19 protein-coding genes and 5 tRNA genes are annotated in these 20,880 nt (G+C 38.7%); 21 read left to right on the forward strand and 3 right to left on the reverse strand.

What is annotated here, in order from left to right:
• Window positions 1-3: 3 nt before the first annotated feature.
• From PHT93_RS04840 to PHT93_RS04850, 3 genes are all read left to right on the forward strand, one after another.
• Window positions 4-501, forward strand: coding sequence for an OmpH family outer membrane protein (locus tag PHT93_RS04840; RefSeq protein ID WP_300240152.1), 498 nt, complete (start codon window positions 4-6; stop codon window positions 499-501).
• Window positions 502-583: 82 nt separating this feature from the next.
• Window positions 584-1,417, forward strand: coding sequence for a glutamate racemase (gene murI / locus PHT93_RS04845; RefSeq protein ID WP_300240155.1), 834 nt, complete (start codon window positions 584-586; stop codon window positions 1,415-1,417).
• A gap of 4 nt (window positions 1,418-1,421) precedes the next feature.
• Window positions 1,422-2,093 carry a M15 family metallopeptidase gene (locus PHT93_RS04850; protein ID WP_300240157.1) on the forward strand — a complete coding sequence of 224 codons (672 nt, stop codon included), beginning with the start codon at window positions 1,422-1,424 and terminating at the stop codon, window positions 2,091-2,093.
• 8 nt (window positions 2,094-2,101) lie between these two features.
• Here PHT93_RS04850 and PHT93_RS04855 read toward each other — a convergent pair whose 3' ends face one another.
• The gene (locus PHT93_RS04855; protein ID WP_300240159.1) at window positions 2,102-2,470 is read right to left on the reverse strand and encodes a YccF domain-containing protein; all 369 of its coding nucleotides are present in this window, start codon (window positions 2,468-2,470) and stop codon (window positions 2,102-2,104) included.
• Complete coding sequence (locus PHT93_RS04860) at window positions 2,454-3,749, reverse strand: peptidoglycan DD-metalloendopeptidase family protein (protein WP_300240161.1); 1,296 nt, start codon at window positions 3,747-3,749, stop codon at window positions 2,454-2,456. The genes PHT93_RS04855 and PHT93_RS04860 overlap by 17 nt, the downstream gene beginning before the upstream one ends.
• 178 nt (window positions 3,750-3,927) lie before the next feature.
• Here PHT93_RS04860 and PHT93_RS04865 point away from each other — a divergent pair, with 178 nt between their 5' ends.
• Both PHT93_RS04865 and PHT93_RS04870 read left to right on the forward strand, forming a co-directional pair.
• Entirely contained in the window at window positions 3,928-4,359 is a 432-nt protein-coding gene (locus PHT93_RS04865; protein WP_300240163.1) for an META domain-containing protein, read from the forward strand.
• Between the two features lies 1 nt (window position 4,360).
• Window positions 4,361-4,801, forward strand: coding sequence for an META domain-containing protein (locus PHT93_RS04870; protein WP_300240165.1), 441 nt, complete (start codon window positions 4,361-4,363; stop codon window positions 4,799-4,801).
• 18 nt (window positions 4,802-4,819) lie between these two features.
• On the opposite strand, the gene PHT93_RS04875 is transcribed toward PHT93_RS04870, so the two are convergent.
• The gene (locus PHT93_RS04875) at window positions 4,820-6,013 is read right to left on the reverse strand and encodes a DUF1343 domain-containing protein (protein WP_300240167.1); all 1,194 of its coding nucleotides are present in this window, start codon (window positions 6,011-6,013) and stop codon (window positions 4,820-4,822) included.
• A 249-nt stretch (window positions 6,014-6,262) separates the two neighbouring features.
• Between PHT93_RS04875 and rpsU the strand changes: the two genes are divergently transcribed.
• The 16 genes from rpsU to rpoC all read left to right on the forward strand — a co-directional run bounded on the left by rpsU (window position 6,263) and on the right by rpoC (window position 20,784).
• On the forward strand, window positions 6,263-6,454 hold the full coding sequence (gene rpsU, locus PHT93_RS04880; RefSeq protein ID WP_300240169.1) for a 30S ribosomal protein S21: 192 nt from the start codon (window positions 6,263-6,265) through the stop codon (window positions 6,452-6,454).
• A 78-nt stretch (window positions 6,455-6,532) separates the two neighbouring features.
• Window positions 6,533-7,729, forward strand: a complete 1,197-nt coding sequence (gene raiA / locus PHT93_RS04885; RefSeq protein WP_300240170.1) for a ribosome-associated translation inhibitor RaiA — start codon at window positions 6,533-6,535, stop codon at window positions 7,727-7,729.
• Window positions 7,730-7,822: 93 nt separating this feature from the next.
• Window positions 7,823-7,896: transfer RNA gene (locus tag PHT93_RS04890), tRNA-Thr, on the forward strand.
• 22 nt (window positions 7,897-7,918) lie between these two features.
• Window positions 7,919-8,001: transfer RNA gene (locus tag PHT93_RS04895), tRNA-Tyr, on the forward strand.
• Between the two features lie 12 nt (window positions 8,002-8,013).
• Window positions 8,014-8,086: transfer RNA gene (locus PHT93_RS04900), tRNA-Gly, on the forward strand.
• A gap of 6 nt (window positions 8,087-8,092) precedes the next feature.
• A tRNA-Thr gene (locus PHT93_RS04905) sits at window positions 8,093-8,164 on the forward strand.
• A gap of 83 nt (window positions 8,165-8,247) precedes the next feature.
• The gene (gene tuf, locus PHT93_RS04910) at window positions 8,248-9,435 is read left to right on the forward strand and encodes an elongation factor Tu (protein WP_300240172.1); all 1,188 of its coding nucleotides are present in this window, start codon (window positions 8,248-8,250) and stop codon (window positions 9,433-9,435) included.
• A 49-nt stretch (window positions 9,436-9,484) separates the two neighbouring features.
• A tRNA-Trp gene (locus PHT93_RS04915) sits at window positions 9,485-9,557 on the forward strand.
• 17 nt (window positions 9,558-9,574) lie between these two features.
• Window positions 9,575-9,769 (forward strand): preprotein translocase subunit SecE, encoded by a 195-nt coding sequence (gene secE / locus PHT93_RS04920; RefSeq protein ID WP_300240174.1) that lies wholly within the window; start codon window positions 9,575-9,577, stop codon window positions 9,767-9,769.
• A gap of 12 nt (window positions 9,770-9,781) precedes the next feature.
• Window positions 9,782-10,324 (forward strand): transcription termination/antitermination protein NusG, encoded by a 543-nt coding sequence (nusG, locus tag PHT93_RS04925; RefSeq protein WP_300240177.1) that lies wholly within the window; start codon window positions 9,782-9,784, stop codon window positions 10,322-10,324.
• Between the two features lie 65 nt (window positions 10,325-10,389).
• On the forward strand, window positions 10,390-10,833 hold the full coding sequence (rplK, locus tag PHT93_RS04930) for a 50S ribosomal protein L11 (RefSeq protein ID WP_300240179.1): 444 nt from the start codon (window positions 10,390-10,392) through the stop codon (window positions 10,831-10,833).
• Between the two features lie 15 nt (window positions 10,834-10,848).
• Window positions 10,849-11,547, forward strand: coding sequence for a 50S ribosomal protein L1 (rplA, locus tag PHT93_RS04935; protein WP_300240181.1), 699 nt, complete (start codon window positions 10,849-10,851; stop codon window positions 11,545-11,547).
• Window positions 11,548-11,562: 15 nt separating this feature from the next.
• Window positions 11,563-12,090, forward strand: coding sequence for a 50S ribosomal protein L10 (rplJ, locus tag PHT93_RS04940; protein ID WP_300240183.1), 528 nt, complete (start codon window positions 11,563-11,565; stop codon window positions 12,088-12,090).
• Window positions 12,091-12,129: 39 nt separating this feature from the next.
• Window positions 12,130-12,504 (forward strand): 50S ribosomal protein L7/L12, encoded by a 375-nt coding sequence (gene rplL, locus PHT93_RS04945; RefSeq protein WP_085536905.1) that lies wholly within the window; start codon window positions 12,130-12,132, stop codon window positions 12,502-12,504.
• A gap of 108 nt (window positions 12,505-12,612) precedes the next feature.
• Entirely contained in the window at window positions 12,613-16,425 is a 3,813-nt protein-coding gene (rpoB, locus tag PHT93_RS04950) for a DNA-directed RNA polymerase subunit beta (RefSeq protein WP_300240188.1), read from the forward strand.
• A gap of 66 nt (window positions 16,426-16,491) precedes the next feature.
• Window positions 16,492-20,784, forward strand: a complete 4,293-nt coding sequence (gene rpoC, locus PHT93_RS04955; protein WP_300240190.1) for a DNA-directed RNA polymerase subunit beta' — start codon at window positions 16,492-16,494, stop codon at window positions 20,782-20,784.
• Window positions 20,785-20,880: the final 96 nt, after the last annotated feature.

Consider the following 20,880-nt stretch of genomic DNA (forward strand, 5'->3'; position numbering starts at 1 on the left):
AAGATGAAGAAACTTATTATCTTATTGTTTTTGATTCTCCCATTGGGAGCCTTTGCTCAGGAAGTAAAGATCGCATTTGTAAATACTCAGGAAGTATTCATGGCTATGCCGGAAGTTTCTGCTATGGAAACTCAGATGGCTGATCTGAACGAGAAATATAAAGTTGAGTTGAAAAGTATGCAGGATGAATATACGAACAAATATTCTGCTTATGTAGCTCAACAAGATTCTTTGACAGAAAATATTAAGTTGAGAAGGATGCAGGAAATTGATGATATCCGTGAACGTATGGATAATTTTGTTCAGGTAGCCCAACAAGATGTGCAGAAAAAACAGCAAGAATTAATGATGCCTATTCAACAGAAGCTACAGGATGCGATAAACTCAGTTGGAACTGAAAAGGGATATACTTATATTGTGGATCCGGCAGCTTTACTTTTCAGAGGAACAAATGCTATTGACGCAACTCCTTTCGTAAAGACAAAATTAGGATTGAAATAAGAATAGAAATAGAGTATAAAAGAAAGGATGTTAGTCATAGTTATGACCGGCATCCTTTTTTTATTTATTTAATAGATCAAAGATGTTACGGATAAAGTCAGGGCCTATAGGAGTTTTCGACTCGGGATATGGAGGATTAACCATCCTGAATGAAATCAGAAAGGTTTTGCCGGAATATGATTATATCTATTTAGGGGATAATGCACGGACGCCATACGGTCCGCGTTCATTCGAAGTGGTTTATCGATTTACAAAACAAGCTGTTTTTCGTCTTTTTGAGGAAGGATGCCAATTAGTTATTCTTGCCTGCAATACGGCCTCCGCAAAAGCCCTACGTACAATTCAACAACAGGATCTTGTGGCCTGGGATGGTGATAGGCGTGTGTTAGGTGTTATCAGGCCTACAGTTGAGGTATTGGACAAATTAAGCACAACGAAGCACGTGGGAATCTTAGGCACGGCGGGGACAATATCTTCTTGCTCTTATGAACTTGAGATCGCGAAAATGTTTCCCCATATAACAGTCTCCGGAGAAGCGTGTCCTATGTGGGTACCCTTAGTGGAAAACAATGAATTTCATTCTCCCGGAGCAGACTATTTTGTTCGTAAGAATTTAGATGAGTTGTTTTTAAAAGATGGACAAATCGACACGATCGTTCTTGGTTGTACACATTATCCATTACTCATTCAAAAGATAAGACAGTACTTACCCGATGGAGTGACGTTATTCTCGCAAGGAGAACGAGTGGCCGAAAGTTTAAAAGACTATCTTTTTCGTCATCCGGAAATGAGAAACAGACTGACTAAAGGGCAGAATTCACGATTCCTTACTACTGAATCAGCTGAAAAGTTTTCTGAAACAGCTTCTATTTTTCTCTCTGAGGATATTTCTGTAGAGCAAATTTCAATAGATTAGCCGGATGAAAAAACAATCTGTCGCATTATGTATCTGTTACTTTCTTTTCGCTGTTGTGTCTGCTTCAGCGGGAGATCTTGATGCTTATTTGGAGCAGAAAGGCCTGGTCAACGTTGCTGCGATGGATACGACAATACGGGTAGATCTCAAATATGCTGCACCGGAGAACATAATGGGAGAGGCTGTTTACGAAGGCATAACCGGAGTTTGGCTACATCCGGATGCGGCTGAAAAGCTGCTAAAAGCTCAGGCGTTATTGAAGAAAGAATACCCGTCTTATTCATTGCTTGTCTTTGATGCGGCACGTCCGATGTCGGTACAACGTAAGATGTGGAATGTTGTAAGAGGGACGGACAAAACGAATTATGTGAGCAATCCTGCTAAGGGCGGTGGTCTGCATAATTACGGAATGGCTGTTGATGTAACTATTCTTGACGGCGATGGCAAAGAGTTATCTATGGGAACAGGGTTTGATTTTTTAGGGAAAGAGGCACATATTACATCCGAAGAGTCTTTGGTGCAACAGCAGAAAATCACACGGCAGGAATTGGAAAACAGGTTGCTGCTCCGTAGGATTATGAGGCAGTCCGGATTTCGTACGATTTTATATGAATGGTGGCATTTTAACGCTTGTACGCGTGAAGAGGCGAAGAGAGCGTATCCCCTTATCGACTGAAGTGTATTTTAGATAACTTTTTTCCCGAAAGGAGAAAGAGCAAGTCCCGCCATTTTAAAATGTTGTAATCCGAAAGGAATTCCAATTATCGTAACGCACAATAACAAGCCAAAACATAAGTGCGTGACGCATATCCAGATTCCTCCTATTAATATCCAGATCACATTCATTAAAACGGTGAGGCAACCTCCCGAATAAGGTTCGCTGATTATCTCCTGACCGAATGGCCAAAGAGCTAATATCGACAATTTAAGAGTTTGCAGCCCAAAGGGGATTCCGATGATTGTAATCATTAACAGGATGCTTGCAATCAGATATTCTATACTGGTAAGAATACCTCCGAAAAGTAACCATATGATATTACCTAATACTTTCATGTTCTTGTGTTGTTTCTGGTTTAACTTTATAACGAGTATGGCAACTGTCTAATGCTGCTAAGATAGTGTTTTTTACAATTGCAAAACTATCTTTTAATTCTGGTTTTATAGGAAGTGAAGGAGGCGCTTCCATATTTAACGGATTGATTGCTTGTCCGTTTTTGTGAACTCTGAAGTCTAAATGAGGCCCGGTTGACAATCCGGTTGAGCCTACATACCCGATAACTTCACCCTGTTGTACATGTTTCCCTACTTGCAGCCCTTTGGCAAACTTACTTAAATGCATATACGTAGTCGTATAGACAGAATTATGTTTTACTTTAATGAAGTTGCCACCTCCTCCTTGATAGCCTTTAGCAATTACAGTACCTGCTCCGATGCTTTTGACAGGAGTGCCTATCGGTGCTGCATAATCTACACCATGATGCGCACGGTAACGTTTCAGAATCGGATGGAATCGGGCATTACTAAACCGGGAAGTGATTCTGAAGAAATCGAGTGGAGCCTTTAGGAACGCTTTTCTAAGACTATTCCCATCCGGATCAAAATACTCAAAAACACTATCCTGTACAAAAGGGATGGCTGTAAAATCTTTTCCCTGATGCGTAAAGACCGCACCATAAATTTTGTCAATATTCAAAGCGGTAGTATCATCTATATACGCCACATCATAGATGACTTTAAATGCATCGCCATCTTTTACATCAAAAAAATCAATTTGCCAGGCATAAACATCTGCAATCTTCATTGCTAATTGCGGATCTCCACCCTGATTTTTGATGACATTCCAAAGAGAAGAATTTAAGGTTCCTTCTACGTATTCACGTTTATATGTAACCGGTTTGCAAAATTCAGAAACAACAATACTGTCTTGGGTTAAGTCAATTACCGCATAATCCGTTAACGACTTTGCAAAGGCCATATATCGTATTATTCCAAGACTATCCTGCGTTGTAAACGTGAAATAATGACGACCTGCCTGAATTTTAGTAGGGTCTAAAACCTCCGTCGTAGAACGACTGATACTATCCGCTTTTGCCGCACTAAAACCAAGTGATGCAAAAATAGAAGCCGGATTATCTCCGTTTTTAATAAAATATTCAGCATAATCCAATGTATCTATACATATACCATATTGATAAATATGTTGAATGGTATCGGGTGCCTCTGTAATTATATCTTTATCTTGTTCTTTCTTCTGTAAATTGCACGAACATAAAAATGCGAATAAAGTAAATAGAACAAGTATATGAGAAGTTTTAAATGGATTAGTTAGCATATTAGTAAGTCGTCTGAATTAGTTTATCGAACAAAGATAAAAAATAAATAAGATGGAAACGGCCTAATCTCTATCTTTATGGAGTAGTTAATAAATGCAAAAACGAGGAGGTTTTAAGAACAAACCGACTTGATTTTGCGTCTTATTCTAAAGTTACACGTTTAAAATAAAAAGAATTATGAAAAGAAGTTTTTGGAGTATATTAACTGTTTTTTTAAGTGTTGTTCTGTTCTCCTCTTGTGGAGCGTCTAAAAAAGATGTGTCGTCTTTAATTTCCGGTCGTTGGAATATCCTGGAAGTGGCTGGTGAAAAAATCACTGGAGACAAATTACCTTTCATTGAATTTGATACGGCGGAAAAAAGATTACACGGAAATGCAGGTTGTAATAATTTTAACGCAGGATATCAGGTCGATCCGGCCAAGATTTCTTCCTTTAAAATATCACAGGCTGTTTCAACGATGATGGCTTGTCCCGATATGGAGACAGAGGGTAAGGTTCTGAAAGCATTGGATAAAGTTGCATCGGTAAAAAAAGCTGCCAGTGCAACGGGGCTTCAATTGTTAGATAATAACGGAGCTGTCTTGTTCTTGCTTGAAAAAGCGTTGTAATATGAAACAGTATTTATTTGCCGGTCTGACCATTGTTTTTTTACTGACTTTTGTCGGCTGTAAAACACAGAAGAATATGATTACATTTTCCGGACTTGAGGGTGAATGGAATGTTGTAGAGGTAAATGGGAAAACAATTACCACAGAAGATTACAAACAGTTCTTTTCTTTCGATGTTGCAGAAAAACGCTTCTCGGGAAATGCCGGATGTAATCGGATGACAGGAGTTTTAGTGCATGATGCGAAACAACCGGATCGTATTTCGTTTTCAAAAACGATAACAACGCGTATGGCTTGCCCGGCTCTAAGTTCTGAACAAGAGTTGCTTGCCACTTTAGAAAAAGTTGTTCGTTTTGAATCTGTTCCAGCGAAGGATTCAAAAATGAAAATAGCATTTTATGACGTTGACGATACTCAACTCATCTTGATCCAACGAAAATAAAAGCTTTTTTATAAAGAATTAGCGATAGTCTTTATATAACAGATATTTCTTACGTAACTTTTTAAAAGCTTCCAGGTCTTTTTGCCAGGAAGCTTTTATTTCTTCCTCAGTAAGACCTTTTACAATCTGCGTACGCAGTTCCTTACTGCCGGCTAAAAGATCGAACCAATGAGGTCTTGTAAAGAAAAGAGCCTGTTCCTTTCCCGACTTCATATAGAAATCGAAGAAAAACTTCAGAGTAAGTCCTCCCTCAAAAGGAAGCTCCCTTAGATCTACACCATAACATCTTTTGTCCTTGTGTAAAGGATTTGTGTCAAATCCCGGCAAGGAAACCGGAGTAAATGTAAATTCTCCATATTTAGGATTAGGCGCTCCAAGTACCTGAAAAGGAAAGTATGTACCTCTGCCTACACTGATATTTGTTGCCTCAAAGAAACAAAGAGAGGCATATAGGCGGATAGATTGATCATTCGGGAGATTAGGAGACGGTTTAACCGGAAGCCAATAAGGATCACCATGTTGCCAGTTTTCCATTTTGATAATCTTCAACCGGCAAGAATCCGGTTCACTTTTTAACCAACCTTCGCTGTTAATCATCCAGGCTAATTCACCGACCGTTAACCCGTGTAAAACGGGTATTGGATGCATGCCGACAAACGATTCAAACCCCGGCTTGAGTATCGGTCCATCCACAAAGTCATTGGGATTAGGACGGTCTAATACAATAAACTCTTTATTGTTTTCTGCGCAAGCTTCCATAACATAATGCATCGTACTTATATAGGTGTAAAAACGAGCACCTATATCCTGTATGTCAAAAATAACCACATCAATATCTTCAAGTTGTTCCGCCGTCGGTTTCTTATTCTTACCATATAATGAAATAATAGGAAGTCCTGTTTTTTGATCTTTACTATCCTTTACAGTTTCTCCCGCATCATCAGTCCCTCTGAATCCATGCTCAGGAGCAAAAACTTTCTTGACATCTGCACCGTTAGCCAATAATACATCTAATAAGTGCATCTGCACGTTTTCCAAAATAGATGTTTGATTTACCACTAATGCAGTTCTCTTTCCTGAAATATTGTGCAATACCACCTCTGTCCGTTCCGCTCCGAGCACTAATTTACCCGTTTCGTTATTTTGTGCGCCGGCCGTAAAATGAATTACATATAAAAGAAAAAGACAATAAAAATAAATAAACCGTTTCATTTCTTGTTGGTGTCAAATAATAATAGGCAAAATTAGAAATTTAAACCACCGAATAGCGCGATTTAGATAAAAAGAAACTGTGTGAGTCTGTTTTAAGGAAAGAACGGTTAAGGCATTAGCGTGTGAATATCTTTACAGATTGAATTTTCTGAAACAATTAATTGATGGAAAGTTTTGGTAATAAGGAAACAATCCGTAATTTTGCTGCCCATTTTATGTCTATACTAAAAACAAAATAATAAATTAATTATGATTGTAGTTCCATTGAAAGAAGGAGAGAACATCGAAAGAGCTCTTAAAAAATTTAAAAGAAAGTTTGAAAAAACAGGAATTGTTAAAGAACTGAGAGGTCGTCAGGCTTTTACAAAACCTTCTGTAGAAAAAAGAAAAATGATGATGCGTGCTGCTTACGTACAAAAATTGCAGCAAATGGAAGATTAATTCTTCTCATTCAGGTATTGTTTTTTTCGTAATTAATTCATATATTCGTAGCAAAGCATAGGTTGATTTGATACGAGTATGTGGATCGATTTATTTTTAGACTATCTTAATTTCGAGCGAAATTATTCTGCACTTACAATTGAGGCATATAAGAAAGATCTTGCTCAGTTTGAGGATTATGTTAGAAATGAATTGAATGAAGAGTTTGATCCGGTGGTGATCGACTCGGATAAAGTCAGAGGTTGGATTGCTTATTTAATGAGTGTGAATTTATCCTCTACGACAGTTAATCGAAAACTAAGTTCTTTGAAGTCTTTTTTTAAGTTTCTTGTTAGACAACAAGTTGTCTTAACTAATCCTATCCGGTTGATGACCGGCCCCAAAAACAAAAAGCCCTTACCTTATTTTATAAGAGAAAATGAAGTGGCTCAGATTTTGGATGGTGATCAGTTTGGGGACGATTTTGAGGGCGTACGCGATAGGTTGATACTCGAGCTTTTATATGATACGGGAATTCGGAGGTCTGAATTAGTAGGAATAAAAGATGTCGATATTGATTTTGACAAATCGTTGCTGAGGGTTAACGGAAAGAGAAATAAACAACGGCTAATCCCGTTTGCGGATAATCTGAGAGATTTGATGTCTCAATATCTTCAATGTAGAGATAAAGAAGTCGGAGTAGGCTCGGGTTGGTTCTTTGTGCGAAAACACGGAGAGCCTATTTATCCCGGAATTGTTTATTCTGTCGTTAAGAAATCTCTTTCGACAGTACCGTCATTGGCGAAACGTAGTCCACACGTGTTAAGACATTCTTTTGCAACCAGTATGTTGAATAATGGTGCGGAGTTGAATGCTGTGAAAGAATTATTAGGTCATAGTAGTTTAGCTTCAACCAGTATATATACTCATACTAGCTTTGAGGAATTAAAGAAAGTATATCATGCCCATCCAAGGGCGCTAAAAAAGGAGGTTATTATGGATATTAGAATTCAGTCTATTCGTTTTGATGCTTCAGAAGCTTTAGAAGCGTTTGTACAGAAGAAGGTATCGAAGCTTGAACAGTACTACGATGGTATTCTGTCTGCCGAGATTATTCTTAAGGTTGTAAAACCGGAGGTAGCAATGAATAAAGAAGCTTCAATTAGTCTTAAGATCAGAAATGGAGAGCTTTTTGCGGAAAAGATAGCCGATACATTTGAGGAAGCTGTTGATGGCTGTGCGGAGGCATTGTCGAAGCAATTATTAAAACATAAAGAAAAATCAAAAACCAAATAAAAAAAAGAGTATAAATTTGGTATCTAAGAAATAATGCCTAAATTTGCAGCCGTTTCGCCCTGATGTCGAAACGGCTCTTTTTTAGCATAAAACGCCTCTTTAGCTCAGTTGGCCAGAGCACGTGATTTGTAATCTCGGGGTCGTTGGTTCGAATCCGACAAGAGGCTCAAAAGCGTTTTAGAAATCAGGGGGCAGTTACCAGAGTGGCCAAATGGGGCTGACTGTAACTCAGCTGGCTTACGCCTTCGGTGGTTCGAATCCATCACTGCCCACGAAACAAAATTGCGGAAGTAGCTCAGTTGATAGAGCATTAGCCTTCCAAGCTGAGGGTCGCGGGTTTGAGCCCCGTCTTCCGCTCTTTTTGCCTGTGTAGCTCAGCGGTAGAGCACTTCCTTGGTAAGGAAGAGGTCCCGAGTTCAAGTCTCGGCACCGGCTCTAAGATAAGATATAGTACATTTTTAGCAATGTGATGTTGAATAAAGAACATGATCATTAATCAAATAAGAACAATTTAAGTTATGGCAAAAGAACATTTTGACAGATCGAAACCCCACGTTAACATTGGTACGATTGGCCACGTTGACCACGGTAAAACGACTTTGACCGCTGCTATTACAACTGTATTGGCAAAAAAAGGTCTTTCTGAATTGCGTTCATTCGACTCAATCGATAACGCTCCAGAAGAAAAAGAAAGAGGTATTACTATTAACACTTCTCACGTAGAGTATCAGACAGCAAATCGTCACTATGCTCACGTTGACTGTCCGGGTCACGCTGACTATGTAAAGAACATGGTAACGGGTGCTGCTCAAATGGACGGTGCTATCATTGTAGTTGCTGCAACTGATGGTCCTATGCCTCAAACTCGCGAACACATCCTTTTGGCTCGTCAGGTAAACGTACCAAGATTGGTTGTTTTCATGAATAAATGTGATAGTGTGGATGATGAAGAAATGTTAGACCTTGTTGAAATGGAAATGAGAGAACTTCTTTCATTCTATAATTTCGATGGTGATAATACTCCTGTTATCCGTGGATCTGCTCTTGGTGGATTGAATGGTGAACCAGTTTGGGAAGATAAAATCATGGAGCTTATGGAAGCTTGTGATACTTGGATTCCACTGCCTCCTCGTGAAGTTGACAAGCCATTCCTTATGCCGGTTGAAGACGTGTTCTCAATCACAGGTCGTGGTACTGTAGCTACAGGTCGTATCGAAACTGGTAAGATTAAAGTTGGTGAAGAAGTACAGATTATAGGTCTTGGTGCTGAAGGAAAGAAATCTGTTGTTACAGGTGTTGAAATGTTCCGTAAGCTTCTTGATGATGGTCAAGCTGGTGACAACGTAGGTTTGTTACTTCGTGGTATTGACAAAGATGAAATCAAACGTGGTATGGTGATTTGTCACCCAGGACAGGTAAAACCTCATTCTCGCTTTAAAGCGGAGGTTTATATCTTGAAGAAAGAAGAAGGTGGTCGTCACACTCCATTCCATCAGAAATATCGTCCTCAGTTCTATATTCGTACATTGGACGTAACTGGTGAAATCACTCTTCCTGAAGGAACTGAAATGGTTATGCCAGGTGATAACGTAACAATTACTGTAGAACTTATCTATCCGGTAGCTTGTAATGTAGGTCTTCGTTTTGCAATCCGTGAAGGTGGACGTACTGTAGGTGCTGGTCAGATTACAGAATTACTTGACTAATTCGATAAACTAATATAATAGCCGGCTTCAAAAGAGGCTGGCTATTTATACGGAAGTAGCTCAGTTGGTAGAGCACTGGTCTCCAAAACCAGGTGTCGGGAGTTCGAGCCTCTCCTTCCGTGCAAAAATCTATAGATTAATGAAAAAGATAATTGCATATATTAAAGAATCTTATAACGAACTTGTTTATAAAGTTTCTTGGCCCACCAGAATTGAACTATCTAATAGTGCTGTTATTGTATTGTTTGCTTCCCTGATAATAGCTGCACTTATTTTTGTGATAGACTTAGGTTTTGAAGGGGTGATACGTTTCTTGTATGAAAATGTCCTTTAATCTGTATTAACAATGTCTGACATTCAGAAAAAATTTTATGTGCTTCGCGCTATAAGCGGGAAGGAAAATAAGGTAAGAGAATATCTGGAGGCTGAATTGAAAAATACAGACTTGGGAGAATACGTATCTCAGGTATTAATTCCTACCGAAAAAACTTTCACAGTAAGGAATGGTAAAAGGGTGATGAAAGAAAGAGCCTATTTGCCAGGATATGTACTTGTTGAAGCTGCATTGGTTGGAGAGGTCGCTCATCGATTGAGAAATATTCCTAATGTAATTGGATTTCTTGGAGGATCGGAAAATCCCGTTCCGCTACGTCCTGCTGAAGTTAGTCGTATTTTAGGTACGGTTGACGAGTTGCAAGAGCAACAAGATGTGTTGGATGTCCAGTATTATGTGGGTGAAAATGTTAAAGTCACCTTTGGTCCGTTTAACGGATTTAGCGGTGTAATCGAAGAGGTGAATACTGATAAGAAAAAACTCAAGGTAATGGTTAAGATTTTCGGTAGAAAAACTCCTCTTGAGTTGGGTTATATGCAAGTTGAGAAAGAGTAGTTTTCTTGTTACGGAGAGAGCTTTCTTTCAGTTTTTGATGTTATATATATCTAAATTTTAGAAAAATGGCTAAAGAAGTTGCTGGACAAATTAAATTGCAGATTAAAGGAGGAGCAGCAAATCCTTCTCCCCCTGTTGGACCTGCTTTAGGTTCTAAGGGTATTAATATTATGGAGTTCTGCAAGCAATTTAATGCCAGAACCCAGGAAAAGGCTGGTAAAGTATTACCTGTGGTGATTACTTACTATGCTGATAAGACGTTTGATTTTGTCGTAAAAACTCCTCCTGTTGCAATCCAATTATTGGAGGCTTCGAAACAGAAGAGTGGTTCTGCTGAGCCTAATCGTAAGAAAGTTGCGGAAATTACTTGGGAACAAGTTAAGGCGATTGCAGAAGACAAATTAGTCGATTTGAATTGTTTTACTCTGGATTCGGCAATGAAAATGGTTGCCGGTACTGCTAGAAGTATGGGTATTACGGTTAAAGGGGCGTTCCCGGAAAATAATTAATAAACTTCAATTGAGATGGGTAAACTGACAAAAAATCAAAAGTTAGCTTTAGGCAAGATTGAAGCTGGGAAAGTATATACATTGAAAGAAGCATCTGCATTGGTAAAAGAAATTACCACAACAAAATTTGATGCTTCAGTAGATGTTGATGTTCGTTTAGGCGTTGATCCCCGTAAGGCTAATCAGATGGTGAGAGGGGTTGTTTCTCTTCCTCACGGAACAGGAAAACAGGTTCGGGTTCTTGCATTATGTACTCCGGATAAAGAAGCAGAGGCTAATGAAGCTGGTGCTGATTATGTTGGATTGGATGAATATATTAATAAGATCAAAGGTGGTTGGACTGATATTGACGTTATCATAACAATGCCTTCTATCATGGGTAAAATAGGTGCTTTAGGTCGTGTGTTAGGTCCTCGCGGATTAATGCCTAATCCTAAGAGCGGTACTGTTACTAATGAGATTGGCAATGCTATTAAAGAGGTTAAACAGGGCAAGATTGATTTTAAAGTAGATAAAACAGGAATTGTTCATACGTCAATCGGAAAGGTGTCTTTTGATGCTGATAAGATTCGTGAGAATGCCAAAGAATTTATCTCTACTTTGAATAAGTTGAAACCGACAGCTGCTAAGGGAGTGTACATAAAGAGCATTTATCTTTCTAGTACAATGAGTGCGGGGATTAAAATTGACCCCAAATCAGTTGAAGAAAATTAATAAAATAATTGGACGATGAAAAAGGAAGATAAAGTTGCTGTAATAGAACAATTGACATCTATCGTACAAGAATACCCTAACTTCTATTTAACAGATATAGAAGCTTTAGATGCGGAAAAAACAAGCGCATTGAGAAGGGAGTGTTTTAAGCGCGAGGTGAAGTTGGTTGTGGTAAAGAACACTTTGCTTAAAAAAGCGTTGGAAAATTTAACAGAGATTGATTTTTCTCCACTGCATACTGCTTTGAAGGGAAATACGGCTGTGATGTTTTCACAAGTGGCAAATGGACCTGCAAGATTGATCAAAGATTTTACTAAAGACTCAAAGGGAGAAGGTAGGCCTCAATTGAAAGCTGCTTATGTACAGGAAAGTTTCTATATTGGTGCTGATAACCTAACTGCTTTGGTTGATATTAAGAGTAAAAATGAACTTATTGGTGATGTTATTGCTTTGTTGCAATCTCCAGCCAAGAATGTTGTTTCTGCACTTCAATCATCAGGTCAAACTATTCACGGAGTTTTAACTACTCTTGCTGAACGATAAACAAATAAAAGATAAATAAACAAATTAAATCATACAAAAATGGCAGATTTAAAAGCTTTTGCTGAACAATTAGTGAATTTAACTGTAAAAGAAGTTAGCGAATTAGCAACTATCCTTAAAGAAGAATATGGTATTGAACCAGCTGCTGCAGCTGTTGCTGTTGCTGGTCCTGCTGCTGCTGGTGCTGCTGCTGAAGAAGAAAAAACATCTTTTGATGTTGTTTTGAAAGCTCCAGGTGCTAACAAATTGGCTATCGTTAAATTAGTAAAAGAATTAACAGGTCTTGGTCTTAAAGAAGCTAAAGATTTAGTTGATGGTGCTCCTAGCAACATTAAAGAAGGTATTGCTAAAGCTGACGCAGAAGGATTGAAAAAGAGCTTAGAAGAAGCTGGCGCTGAAGTTGAGCTTAAATAAGCCTTATAGCCTGGTAACCAGGTGTACTTGGTTAAGAATCTTCGCAAATGGGGATTCTTAACCTTTTTGTGTCTATAATTTCATTAAGTTCAATAAATTCCTTAATAGATGTCTTCAACAGCTGAAAACCAAAGAGTTAATTTTGCTTCGATAAAGAATTCCCTTCCTTATCCAGACTTCCTCGAAGTACAATTGAAGTCATTCCAAGACTTTCTTCAACTTGACACACCTCCTGAAAAACGGAAGAAGGAGGGTTTGTACAAGGTATTTGCTGAGAATTTCCCTATAGCAGATACAAGAAACAATTTTGTGTTGGAATTTCTGGATTATTATATTGATCCGCCCCGCTATACCATTGATGAATGTATTGCTCGGGGGCTTACATATAGTGTTCCGTTAAAAGCGAAATTAAAACTATATTGTACTGATCCCGATCATGAAGACTTTGATACCGTTATACAAGACGTTTATCTCGGCCCAATTCCATATATGACCTCAAGGGGTACATTTGTGATTAATGGAGCTGAACGTGTTGTTGTATCTCAGTTACACCGTTCTCCAGGGGTGTTTTTTGGACAAAGTATTCATGCGAATGGTACTAAACTTTATTCAGCACGTATTATCCCGTTTAAAGGTTCTTGGATTGAATTTGCAACTGATATTAATAATGTCATGTATGCATATATTGATCGTAAAAAGAAATTACCGGTAACAACTCTGTTAAGAGCTATCGGATTTGAAAGTGATAGGGATATTCTTGAGATATTTAATCTTGCTGAAGAAGTAAAAGTTACAAAAACTAATCTCAAAAAACTCATTGGCCGCAAATTGGCCGCACGTGTTTTGAAAACATGGGTTGAGGACTTTGTTGATGAGGATACTGGTGAGGTTGTTTCAATTGAACGTAATGATGTAATAATTGATCGTGAGTCTGTGTTGGACAACGACAATATTGAAGCTATTCTTGAATCGGGAACTCAAAACGTATTGTTGCATCGCGAAGATCACAACCTGTCTGATTTTGCAATTATTTATAATACGTTGCAAAAGGATCCCAGTAATTCGGAGAAAGAAGCTGTTTTATATATTTACAGACAGTTAAGAAATGCTGAACCTGCGGATGAAGCAAGTGCCCGTGAGGTAATTACGAATCTATTCTTCTCTGAAAAACGTTATGATTTAGGGGAGGTAGGGCGTTATCGTATTAATAAGAAGTTGGGACTTACTACAAGTGATGATGTAAAAGTTCTGACAAAAGAAGATATTATTGAAATTATCAAGTATCTTATTGAATTAATTAATTCAAAAGCGATAGTTGATGATATTGACCATTTGAGTAACCGTCGTGTTAGAACGGTGGGAGAGCAGTTATATAACCAGTTTGGTATTGGTTTGGCTCGTATGTCCCGTACTGTGAGAGAACGTATGAATGTTCGGGATAACGAGGTCTTTACTCCGATAGATTTGATTAATGCAAAGACCATTTCGTCTGTAGTTAATTCTTTCTTCGGAACAAACGCTTTGTCTCAGTTCATGGATCAAACGAATCCTTTGGCGGAAATTACTCACAAACGTCGTTTATCAGCGTTAGGTCCAGGTGGTTTATCGCGTGAACGTGCAGGTTTTGAGGTTCGTGATGTTCACTATACGCATTATGGTCGTCTATGTCCAATTGAAACTCCTGAGGGTCCGAATATTGGTTTGATTTCTTCGCTATGTGTTTATGCGAAGATTAATGACCTTGGCTTCATTGCTACTCCTTATCGTAAAGTTGATAATGGTAGAGTCGATTTCTCTGATGAGGGTTTACATTATATGACTGCAGAAGAGGAGGAGGAGTTAACTATTGCGCAAGGTAATGCATTGTTGGATGATGACGGCCGGTTTGTGCGAGAACGTATTAAATCTCGTTTTGAAGCAGACTTTCCTGTCGTTAGTCCTGCTGAGGTGGATATGATGGACGTATCTCCAACACAGATAGCTTCTATTGCTGCATCGTTGATTCCATTCCTTGAACATGACGATGCTAACCGTGCATTAATGGGATCTAACATGATGCGTCAGGCTGTTCCGTTAATACAGACAGATGCTCCTATTGTTGGTACAGGTATTGAAGGTCAGGTTGCTAAGGATTCACGTACCCAGATAGTGGCAGAACGTGAAGGAGAAGTCGTCTTTGTAGATGCTACATGTATTAAAATAAAATATGACCGTACTGAAGAAGAAGAGTTTGTAAGCTTTGATGATGCGGTAAAGACATATAATATACCAAAATGGCGTAAGACAAACCAAAGTACTACGGTTGATTTGCGTCCGATTTGTCACCGTGGACAACGAGTTGTTTGTGGTCAGATCTTGACTGAAGGTTATTCTACTGAGAAAGGAGAATTAGCTTTAGGACGTAATGTGAAAGTTGCTTATATGCCATGGAAGGGATATAATTATGAGGATGCGATCGTTCTTAATGAACGCATGGTGAGAGAAGATTTCTTTACATCTGTTCATGTGGATGAATATATTCTTGAAGTTCGTGAAACCAAAAGAGGTATGGAGGAACTAACCTCAGACATACCTAATGTTAGCGAAGAAGCTACAAAAGATTTGGATGAACGTGGAATAGTAAGAGTCGGAGCTCGTATTGAACCTGGTGATATTCTTATTGGTAAGATTACTCCCAAGGGTGAGTCAGATCCATCTCCGGAAGAAAAACTCTTACGCGCAATTTTCGGAGATAAAGCCGGTGATGTAAAAGATGCTTCTTTGAAGGCAACACCGTCTTTACGTGGAGTTGTGATTGAGACAAGTTTATTTTCCAAAGCTGTAAAAAAACGTAAGTCAAGGCTAACTGATAAGGCTATTTTGCCAAAGTTGGATGAAGAGTTTGATGAAAAGATGGCTGAATTAAAGAGCCAACTTGTTGATAAATTACTTGTTTTGACGAACGGGAAAACTTCTTTAGGTGTGAAGGATTATCTCAATACGGATATCATTGCTAAAGGAGCAAAATTCTCACGTAAATCTTTAGAAGAATTAGATTATAATGCTGTTCAAGTAAGCAGTTGGACTTCTGATTCAGACAAGAATGAACTTATTAAACAAGTTGTTCTTAATTATCTTAAGAAGAATAAAGAGTTAGATGCAGAACTGAGACGCAAGAAATTTGATCTTACTATTGGAGACGAACTTCCTACAGGTATTGTTCAGATGGCAAAAGTTTATATTGCGAAGAAGAGAAAGATACAAGTCGGAGATAAAATGGCTGGTCGTCATGGTAATAAAGGTATTGTATCTAAAATTGTTCGTCAAGAAGATATGCCGTTCTTAGAAGATGGAACGCCTGTGGATATTTGCTTAAATCCGTTAGGTGTACCTTCTCGTATGAACTTAGGACAGATTTTTGAGGCTGTTTTAGGTTGGGCTGGAAAAGAATTAGATGTGAAGTTTGCGACTCCAATCTTTGACGGAGCGTCATTAGATGATTTAAATGACTGGACAGATAAAGCTGGTGTACCACGTTATGGTAAGACTTACTTATATGATGGAGGTACAGGAGAACGTTTTGACCAGCCTGCTACAGTCGGAGTAACTTATTTCTTGAAATTAGGCCACATGGTTGATGATAAGATGCATGCTAGATCTATCGGACCGTATTCTTTGATTACGCAACAACCATTAGGAGGTAAGGCGCAGTTTGGTGGACAACGTTTTGGAGAAATGGAGGTTTGGGCATTGGAAGCTTTTGGTGCTGCTCATATTTTGCAGGAAATTCTTACAATCAAATCTGATGATGTGATAGGACGTTCTAAGGCTTATGAGGCCATTGTAAAAGGGGAACCGATGCCACAGCCAGGAATCCCTGAGTCTTTGAATGTATTATTACATGAGTTGAGAGGACTTGGATTAAGCTTTACTTTGGATTAATTCTAATGGATATAATGACATATGTTGTCTGCAATTTTATTCGATAACTCTTTATAAATAAGATATATGGCTTTTAGAAAAGAAAATAAGATAAAGAGTAGCTTTTCAAAAATTACGATTGGCTTAGCTTCTCCCGAGGAGATCTTGGAAAACTCGAGTGGTGAGGTTTTGAAGCCAGAAACGATTAACTATCGTACGTATAAACCTGAACGTGATGGTTTGTTCTGTGAACGAATTTTTGGTCCGATTAAGGATTATGAATGCCATTGCGGAAAATACAAACGCATACGCTATAAAGGTATTGTGTGTGATCGTTGTGGGGTAGAAGTTACGGAAAAAAAGGTTCGTCGTGAACGTATGGGACATATCCATTTGGTTGTTCCTGTTGCACATATTTGGTATTTTCGTTCTCTTCCGAATAAGATCGGTTACTTATTGGGACTTCCTACAAAGAAACTTGATTCTATCATTTACTACGAACGCTATGTTGTTATTCAGAAAGGATGTGTAGATACTGTTGAAGAACTTGATTTATTGTCTGAAGAAGAATATCTGCAGGTGCTGGATGCTTTACCAAAAGAGAATCAATTGCTTGAAGATACGGATCCGAATAAGTTCATTGCAAAGATCGGAGCAGAGGCTGTCTATGATTTGCTTGCTCGATTAGATCTTGATTCGCTTTCTTTTGATTTACGTCACCGTGCAAGTACAGATACTTCTCAACAACGTAAAAACGAAGCATTGAAACGTTTGCAAGTTGTTGAATCTTTCCGTTCTTCAAAAGGTCGTAACAAACCTGAATGGATGATTGTCAAAGTTGTACCGGTTATCCCACCAGAATTACGTCCGTTAGTACCACTTGATGGAGGTCGTTTTGCTACTTCCGATTTAAATGATTTGTATCGTCGGGTTATTATTCGTAATAACCGATTGAAACGATTAATAGATATTAAGGCTCCTGAAGTGATTTTACGTAATGAAAAACGTATGCTTCAAGAAGCTGTTGACTCACTCTTCGATAACTCTCGTAAATCAAGTGCTGTTAAAACTGATGCGAACCGTCCATTAAAATCTCTTTCTGACAGTTTGAAAGGAAAACAAGGACGTTTTCGTCAGAATTTACTTGGTAAACGTGTGGATTACTCTGCACGTTCAGTAATTGTTGTCGGCCCAGAATTAAAGATGCATGAGTGTGGTCTGCCTAAGAATATGGCTGCAGAACTTTACAAGCCGTTTGTTATTCGTAAATTGATCGAACGTGGAATTGTTAAGACTGTAAAATCTGCAAAAAAGATTGTTGACAGAAAAGAACCGGTTGTTTGGGATATTCTTGAATATGTGATGAAAGGACATCCGGTCTTGTTAAACCGTGCTCCGACACTTCACCGTTTAGGTATTCAGGCCTTCCAGCCCAAATTAATTGAAGGTAAGGCAATCCAATTACATCCATTAGCTTGTACTGCATTCAACGCCGACTTTGATGGTGACCAGATGGCTGTTCACCTTCCATTGGGAAATGAAGCTGTTCTGGAAGCCCAGATGCTAATGCTTGCTTCTCATAATATTTTAAATCCTGCAAATGGCGCACCTATTACTGTTCCTTCTCAGGATATGGTTTTGGGTTTGTATTATATTACAAAATTACGTCCCGGGACTTTAGGTGAAGGATTAATATTTTATGGTGAAGAAGAGGCTGTAATAGCGTATAACGAGAAAAAGGTTGCAATTCATGCTCCGGTGAAGGTTTATGTCGATGATATAGACGAAAATGGAAATCCAGTAAGACTATTGCGTGAAACTTCCGTAGGACGTGTGATGGTGAACGAGTTCGTTCCTAAAGAAATTGGTTATGTCAATGAAGTTTTAGGAAAGAAATCTTTACGTGATATAATCGGTTTGGTTATTAAAACATGTGGTGTTGCTCGTACTGCCCAATTTCTTGATGATATAAAGAATCTTGGATATCAAATGGCCTTTAAGGGAGGTTTGTCATTTAATCTTGCCGATGTCTTGATCCCAGAGGAAAAAGATGCATTGGTGAAAGAAGGATATGACGAGGTAGAACATATCTTGGCTAACTATAGTATGGGTTTCATTACGTTTAATGAGCGTTATAATCAGATAATTGATACCTGGACGCACGTGAATAGTAAGCTGTCTAATATTCTGATGAAGAAACTGACTGAAGATAACGATGGATTCAACTCTGTGTTCATGATGATGGATTCAGGAGCTCGTGGATCAAAAGAACAGATTCGTCAGCTTTCGGGTATGCGTGGTTTGATGGCCAAGCCTCAGAAGAGTGGGGCAGAGGGAGGACAAATTATTGAAAACCCAATTCTTTCAAACTTTAAAGAAGGTCTATCTGTGTTGGAATATTTTATTTCTACTCACGGTGCTCGTAAAGGTTTGGCTGATACAGCTTTGAAAACTGCCGATGCTGGATATTTGACTCGTCGTCTTGTGGATGTATCGCATGACGTTATAATTAATGAAGAAGATTGCGGCACTTTACGTGGTCTTGTTTGTACGGAGCTGAAGAATAACGAAGAAGTTATAGCATCGTTATATGAACGTATCTTAGGTCGTGTATCTGTCCATGATATCCAGCATCCGCAAACAGGCGAAATCCTTGTTCAGGCCGGTGAAGAAATCAGAGAAGATGCTGCCAAGAAAATACAGGAATCTCCGATTGAGAGTGTTGAAATTCGTTCTGTTCTTACCTGTGAATCTAAGAAGGGTGTTTGTGCTAAATGTTACGGACGTAACTTAGCGACTGGGCGCATGGTTCAAAAAGGAGAAGTTGTTGGGGTTATTGCCGCACAATCTATTGGTGAACCAGGAACACAGTTGACGCTTCGTACATTCCACGTAGGAGGTATTGCTTCTAATATTGCTACAGAGAATAATATTACGTCAAAATTTGATGGTATTATTGAAATAGACGAGCTTCGTGCTGTTGAATCAAAAGATGTAACCGGAAAAGACTGTCAGGTAGTAGTAAGCCGTTTGGCTGAAATGAGGATTGTCGATCCGAATACAAAGATCGTTCTTCTTACGCATAATATTCCCTACGGTTCTAAATTGTACTTCAAGAGTGGCGATAATGTGAAAAAAGGTGACGTAATTATTGAATGGGATCCATTTAATGCTGTTATCGTTTCCGAAGTTGCTGGTAAGATCGAGTTTGAAAGTGTAATAGAAAATGTTACATATAAGGTCGAAAGCGATGAAACTACAGGTTTGAAGGAAAAGATTATTATCGAGTCCAAAGATAAGACCAAAGCTCCTGCTGTTCATATTGTTGACGAGTCTGGAAGTTATTTGAAGAATTATTCATTACCTCTTGGTGCGCACGTTGTTAAAGAAAATGGCGATAGCATAAAAGCGGGAGAAGTGTTAGTGAAGATTCCTCGTGCTGTAGGTAAAACCGGTGATATTACGGGAGGTCTTCCACGTGTTACGGAACTATTTGAAGCTCGTAATCCTTCTAATCCTGCGGTGGTTTCTGAAATTGACGGAGAGATTGGATTTGGTAAGATCAAACGTGGTAATCGTGAAATTACGGTAACTTCAAAACTTGGAGAAGTTAAGAAGTATATGGTTCCGTTGTCTAAACAATTGCTTGTTCAGGAAAATGACTATATACGTGCTGGTATGCCATTGTCTGATGGTGCCACTACTCCTTCCGACATTCTTGCAATTAAAGGCCCTACTGCTGTTCAAGAATACATTGTGAATGAGGTTCAGGATGTATATCGTTTACAGGGTGTAAAGATTAATGATAAGCACTTTGAAGTGATTGTAAGGCAGATGATGCGTAAGGTTGAAGTAGTTGATCCGGGAGATACTCGCTTCCTTGAACAACAAGTTGTTGACAAGCTGGAAGTCATGGAAGAAAACGACCGTATCTGGGGTAAGAAAGTTGTTATGGAAGCCGGAGATTCTCAAACATTACAGGCTGGTCAGATTGTGACTGCTCGTAAATTAAGAGATGAAAACAGTATGTTGAAACGTAGAGACCTTAAATTGGTTGAAGTGCGTGATGCTATTCCTGCTACGGCAAACCAGATACTCCAAGGTATTACACGTGCGGCTCTGCAAACAAATAGCTTTATGTCTGCCGCTTCCTTCCAGGAAACAACGAAAGTATTGAATGAAGCTGCAATTAATGGAAAAGTGGATCGTTTAGAAGGTCTGAAGGAGAATGTGATTTGTGGTCACTTAATTCCTGCCGGAACCGGACAGCGTGACTTTGACAAGCTTGTAGTTGGAGCAAAAGATGAATTCGAACGTATAATGTCTAATAGAAGAAATGTAGTTGACTTTAACGAAGTCGATGCAGAAATCGAAAGATAAATACAAACGATAAATATTACAAAAGAAAGGCTGTTGGATTTTAATCCAACAGCCTTTCTTTTGTTCGCATTGAATTAATACTCCAATTCATAAGTA

The organism is Massilibacteroides sp. (genome assembly GCF_028705895.1).
Classification (GTDB): domain Bacteria; phylum Bacteroidota; class Bacteroidia; order Bacteroidales; family Tannerellaceae; genus Massilibacteroides.

Coding starts and splice junctions, on each gene's coding strand:
- PHT93_RS04840 (WP_300240152.1), top strand. CDS start 4: ATGAAGAAACTTATTATCTTATTGTTTTTGATTCTCCCATTGGGAGCC.
- PHT93_RS04855 (WP_300240159.1), bottom strand. CDS start 2,470: ATGAAAGTATTAGGTAATATCATATGGTTACTTTTCGGAGGTATTCTT.
- nusG (WP_300240177.1), top strand. CDS start 9,782: ATGTCTGACATTCAGAAAAAATTTTATGTGCTTCGCGCTATAAGCGGG.
- PHT93_RS04875 (WP_300240167.1), bottom strand. CDS start 6,013: ATGAAACGGTTTATTTATTTTTATTGTCTTTTTCTTTTATATGTAATT.
- rpoC (WP_300240190.1), top strand. CDS start 16,492: ATGGCTTTTAGAAAAGAAAATAAGATAAAGAGTAGCTTTTCAAAAATT.
- raiA (WP_300240170.1), top strand. CDS start 6,533: ATGTGGATCGATTTATTTTTAGACTATCTTAATTTCGAGCGAAATTAT.
- rplJ (WP_300240183.1), top strand. CDS start 11,563: ATGAAAAAGGAAGATAAAGTTGCTGTAATAGAACAATTGACATCTATC.
- PHT93_RS04850 (WP_300240157.1), top strand. CDS start 1,422: ATGAAAAAACAATCTGTCGCATTATGTATCTGTTACTTTCTTTTCGCT.
- secE (WP_300240174.1), top strand. CDS start 9,575: ATGAAAAAGATAATTGCATATATTAAAGAATCTTATAACGAACTTGTT.
- rpsU (WP_300240169.1), top strand. CDS start 6,263: ATGATTGTAGTTCCATTGAAAGAAGGAGAGAACATCGAAAGAGCTCTT.
- rpoB (WP_300240188.1), top strand. CDS start 12,613: ATGTCTTCAACAGCTGAAAACCAAAGAGTTAATTTTGCTTCGATAAAG.
- rplL (WP_085536905.1), top strand. CDS start 12,130: ATGGCAGATTTAAAAGCTTTTGCTGAACAATTAGTGAATTTAACTGTA.
- PHT93_RS04860 (WP_300240161.1), bottom strand. CDS start 3,749: ATGCTAACTAATCCATTTAAAACTTCTCATATACTTGTTCTATTTACT.
- PHT93_RS04870 (WP_300240165.1), top strand. CDS start 4,361: ATGAAACAGTATTTATTTGCCGGTCTGACCATTGTTTTTTTACTGACT.
- tuf (WP_300240172.1), top strand. CDS start 8,248: ATGGCAAAAGAACATTTTGACAGATCGAAACCCCACGTTAACATTGGT.
- rplA (WP_300240181.1), top strand. CDS start 10,849: ATGGGTAAACTGACAAAAAATCAAAAGTTAGCTTTAGGCAAGATTGAA.
- PHT93_RS04865 (WP_300240163.1), top strand. CDS start 3,928: ATGAAAAGAAGTTTTTGGAGTATATTAACTGTTTTTTTAAGTGTTGTT.
- murI (WP_300240155.1), top strand. CDS start 584: ATGTTACGGATAAAGTCAGGGCCTATAGGAGTTTTCGACTCGGGATAT.
- rplK (WP_300240179.1), top strand. CDS start 10,390: ATGGCTAAAGAAGTTGCTGGACAAATTAAATTGCAGATTAAAGGAGGA.